Source organism: Fibrobacter sp. (assembly GCA_017503015.1).
Lineage (GTDB): Bacteria > Fibrobacterota > Fibrobacteria > Fibrobacterales > Fibrobacteraceae > Fibrobacter.
Map to the genome: position 1 here is coordinate 1 of JAFVTX010000042.1, position 3,626 is coordinate 3,626.

The 3,626-nt window shown below is 52.8% G+C and carries 4 protein-coding genes and 1 tRNA gene; 2 read left to right on the forward strand and 3 right to left on the reverse strand.

Annotated features, from left to right (window positions below; all coding sequences use genetic code 11):
• Together IKB43_07630 and IKB43_07635 are read left to right on the forward strand one after the other, a co-directional pair.
• Positions 1 to 319: V-type ATP synthase subunit K (locus tag IKB43_07630; protein MBR2470004.1), on the forward strand; the 319-nt coding region annotated here is incomplete at its 5' end.
• A gap of 200 nt (positions 320 to 519) precedes the next feature.
• Positions 520 to 1,437 carry a TraB/GumN family protein gene (locus tag IKB43_07635; protein ID MBR2470005.1) on the forward strand — a complete coding sequence of 306 codons (918 nt, stop codon included), beginning with the start codon at positions 520 to 522 and terminating at the stop codon, positions 1,435 to 1,437.
• A gap of 44 nt (positions 1,438 to 1,481) precedes the next feature.
• Here IKB43_07635 and IKB43_07640 read toward each other — a convergent pair.
• From IKB43_07640 to IKB43_07650, 3 genes are all read right to left on the reverse strand, one after another.
• Positions 1,482 to 1,557: transfer RNA gene (locus IKB43_07640), tRNA-Asp, on the reverse strand.
• 95 nt (positions 1,558 to 1,652) lie between these two features.
• Positions 1,653 to 3,245, reverse strand: coding sequence for an ATP-binding cassette domain-containing protein (locus IKB43_07645; protein MBR2470006.1), 1,593 nt, complete (start codon positions 3,243 to 3,245; stop codon positions 1,653 to 1,655).
• 147 nt (positions 3,246 to 3,392) lie between these two features.
• Positions 3,393 to 3,626: tRNA (N6-threonylcarbamoyladenosine(37)-N6)-methyltransferase TrmO (locus tag IKB43_07650; protein MBR2470007.1), on the reverse strand; the 234-nt coding region annotated here is incomplete at its 5' end.

The following is a 3,626-nucleotide window of genomic DNA, read 5'->3' on the forward strand; positions in this document are numbered from 1 at the left end:
GGGTAAGAACGCGCTGTTTACGCTGCTCATCTTCGTGGGCGCGCCGATTGCGCAGACAATCTACGGCATGTTGCTGATGATGTACATCCTGAACAAGTCTCAGGCGGCTCCGGCCAACTGGGCTGCATACCTGGGTGTCGGCATCTTCGGTGGCATCGGCATGATGGCCAGCGCCTGGTACGTGGGCAAGTCCGCTGCGGACGCCTGCAACGCCCTCGGCGAAACCGGCAAGGGCCTCGTGAACTACCTGATGGTGCTTGGCGTCGGCGAAACCGTCGCGCTGTTCGTCATGGTGTTCTCCATGATGCTCGTATCGTAGGACAAAGTGGCGGGGCAGTGCCCCGCGTATGGTGTCATCCCCGCTATACGATACTTGGCAACTAGAATTGCGATGCAATTCGTTGCCATAGTAGAGTTATCCTCTTTGGGGAGAAGGCGGGGATCTCCCGTTATGTAAAAGGACTGCTCGGCGGTCCTTTTGTCGTTTGATAATCCATTGCAATACTTATATTGTACGGCGTGTTTAGATTACTTGTCGCCACCCTGTGTTCCTTGCTGTTCTTGGCAGGGTGTTCTGCGCTGAAAGACGATTCCGGAAAGAAACACCTCTTTTGGAAGGTTTCTGATTCCAATTCGACCGTTTACCTTTTGGGAAGTCTGCATTTTGCGGATTCTTCTTTTTATCCGCTGGATTCCGTCATCGAAAACGCATTTGACCGCTCGGAAGAACTTGCGGTAGAGATAGACGTGACCGATGATTCCATTTCGCGGCAAATTTCCTTGATAACGGAACAGCAAGGCTTTTTCCATGATGGAAGTGTTCTCGATAGTGTCATTCCTGCAAGCGTTTCAAAATCTCTTGATAGCCTTTGCTTGGCGTGGAAACTGCCATTAGGTTCGTTTAGTCGCTACAAGCCACTGTCGGCGGGGATGACCGTGACTGCTGTTGGAATTATGCGCTTGGGCTATGACGCAAAATTGGGAATTGATGTCCATTTTCTTGAAAGGGCTCGTGACGCCGGCAAAAATGTCGTCTCGCTGGAAACGGTAGAGGAACAGGCTTTTGTGCTTACGGGAGACGACGATTCGGATTCGTTGGGGATTTTCTATCTAGAAACTATCCTTAGGGAAACGCCTTCTCTTGATTCTGCCACTAGGGGCATGATGCGTGCCTGGAAAGCGGGAGATGACTCGCTGTTTTGCGTAAACATGAATTTGGATACGGCGAAGCTGAGTCCCGCAGATTCCCTGTTCAAAAAAGAAATAAACGAACGCATATATTACTCCCGTAACCAGAAGATGGCAGAAAAAATAGCGGACTTCTTGACAGAAGACCGCAATATGTTTGTGGTTGTGGGGGCGGCACACCTGGCCGGCAATCACGAGAATGTCATTGACCTTCTTCGAGCCAAGGGTTTTGTTATCGAACAGTTATAGTTTTTGCTATATACAAAAAGCCCTCTCTTTCGAGAGGGCCTTCGCGGGATAGACGAGGCTTGAACTCGCAACCTCCGGCGTGACAGGCCGGTGCTCTAACCAAAATTGAGCTACCACCCCATTGTGGTTTGCCCGGTTTCCCAAGCAACGGAGCAAATATATAAATGTAGATTCACTCTGTCAAGGGAAAAAAGGGCTGTTTTTGACAAAATAGGCTATTTTTTCTTCTTTTTGGACTCCAGCCATTCGTCGAAGGTGATGCTGCGGTCCAGCACGCCGTCGGGCGTCAACTCCAGCACGCGGTTTGCCACGGTCTGCACGAATTCGTGGTCCTGGGAGCAGAAGATGATGGGGCCCTGGAAGGCGGTGAGGCCGTTGTTGAGGGCGGTGATGGCTTCCAAATCCAGGTGCGCGGTCGGTTCGTCGAGCAACAGGCAGTTTGCGTTGCTGAGCATCATGCGGCTGAGCATGCAGCGCACCTTCTCGCCACCGGAAAGGACATTTGCCGATTTCAGGGCTTCTTCGCCGGTGAAGAGCATGCGGCCGAGGAACCCGCGGATGAAGGTTTCGTACTGTTCCTTGCTGTACTGGCGCAGCCAATCCACGAGGGAGAGGTCTGTATTGAAATAGGCGTCGTTGTTTTTGGGGAAGTAGCTGTAGCTGATGGTGTTGCCCCACTTGAGTACGCCTCCGGGGGCCTTGGTTTCTTCGGCGATGAGCTGGAAGAAGGCGGTCTTGAGGGTATCGTATTCACCGACGAGGGCCACCTTGTCGCCGCTGTTCAGGCTGAAGTCGAAGTTCTTGCAGATGATGCCGTCGCCGCCGTCGATGGTGGCGTTCTTGACTTCGAGCACGATCTTGCCCGGTTCGCGGTCCATCTTGAAGTTGACCCACGGGAACTTACGGCTTGATGCCGGCATTTCTTCAACGGTCATCTTGTCGAGGAGCTTCTTACGGCTGGTGGCCTGCTTGGCCTTGGCGGCGTTAGAGGCGAAACGGCGGATGAACGCCTTGAGTTCTTCGATCTTTTCTTCGGCGCGACGGTTCTGGTCCTTTCTCTGCTTCTGGGCCAATTGGCTTGCTGCATACCAGAATTCGTAGTTACCACCGTAAATGTTGATCTTGCCGTAGTCGATATCGCAAGTGTGAGTGCAGACCGCGTTCAAGAAGTGACGGTCATGGCTCACCACGATTACGATGTTTTCGAAGCGTTCCAAGTAATCTTCGAGCCAGCCGACGGTTTCCAAGTCCAAGTGGTTCGTTGGTTCGTCGAGCAAGAGAATGTCCGGGTTGCCGAACAGCGCCTGGGCGAGGAGCACGCGCACCTTGAGACCTGCGTCCAAGTCGGCCATGAGGCTGTAGTGGAATTCTTCGGGAATGCCGAGGCCCTTCAAAAGCACTGCGGCGTTGGAATCCGCTTCGTAGCCGCCGATTTCGCCGAAGCGAGTCTCGATTTCCATGGCCTGCATGCCCTGTTCTTCCGTCATTTCGGGGAGTGCATAGAGTTCGTCGCGTTTCTTGCCCAGCTCGTAGAGTTCGGGGAAGCCCATCATGACGGTTTCGAGAACGGTATTCTGTTCGTAGGCGAAGTGGTCCTGCTTGAGAACGGCGATACGTTCGCCCGGGTCCTTGGTGACTTCACCGGTGTTGGGCTCGAGTTCGCCCGAAAGAATCTTGAGGAATGTTGACTTTCCGGCGCCGTTCGCACCGATGACTCCGTAGCAGTTGCCGCGCTTGAACGAGAGGTTCACTTCCTTGAAGAGAACGCGGCTACCGTATTGAAGACTGACATTAGAAACGTTGAGCATGGGCCAAAGATAGTAAAAGATGAGTGCCACGGCAAAACAATATTGTTTTGACATGGCCGAATCGCACTATCTACATTTCGAAGAAATGTCAAGATAGTAAATTAGGATCTAGGATTTAGATTCTAGGGGCTAGAGAGGATTCTTTTTTCAGATGATGTTTTCAACGGTAAGGGATTCGCCTTGCACGCGGAACTTGATTTCGTGTTCGGCGAATTTCAGTCCGTAGATTCGGGAGGGGTCGTCCTGGTAATGGGGGCGTGGGTCCTGCCGCAACAGTTCAATCAGGGCGTGGCGTTTTTCCGCCGGAATTTTCTGGAGCTCGGCATCAGGAATTTCCACCTGTAGCCTGGATTCCGGAGCGGTTGCCGCAAAGCCCCCCAC

Coding starts and splice junctions, on each gene's coding strand:
- IKB43_07645 (MBR2470006.1), bottom strand. CDS start 3,245: ATGCTCAACGTTTCTAATGTCAGTCTTCAATACGGTAGCCGCGTTCTC.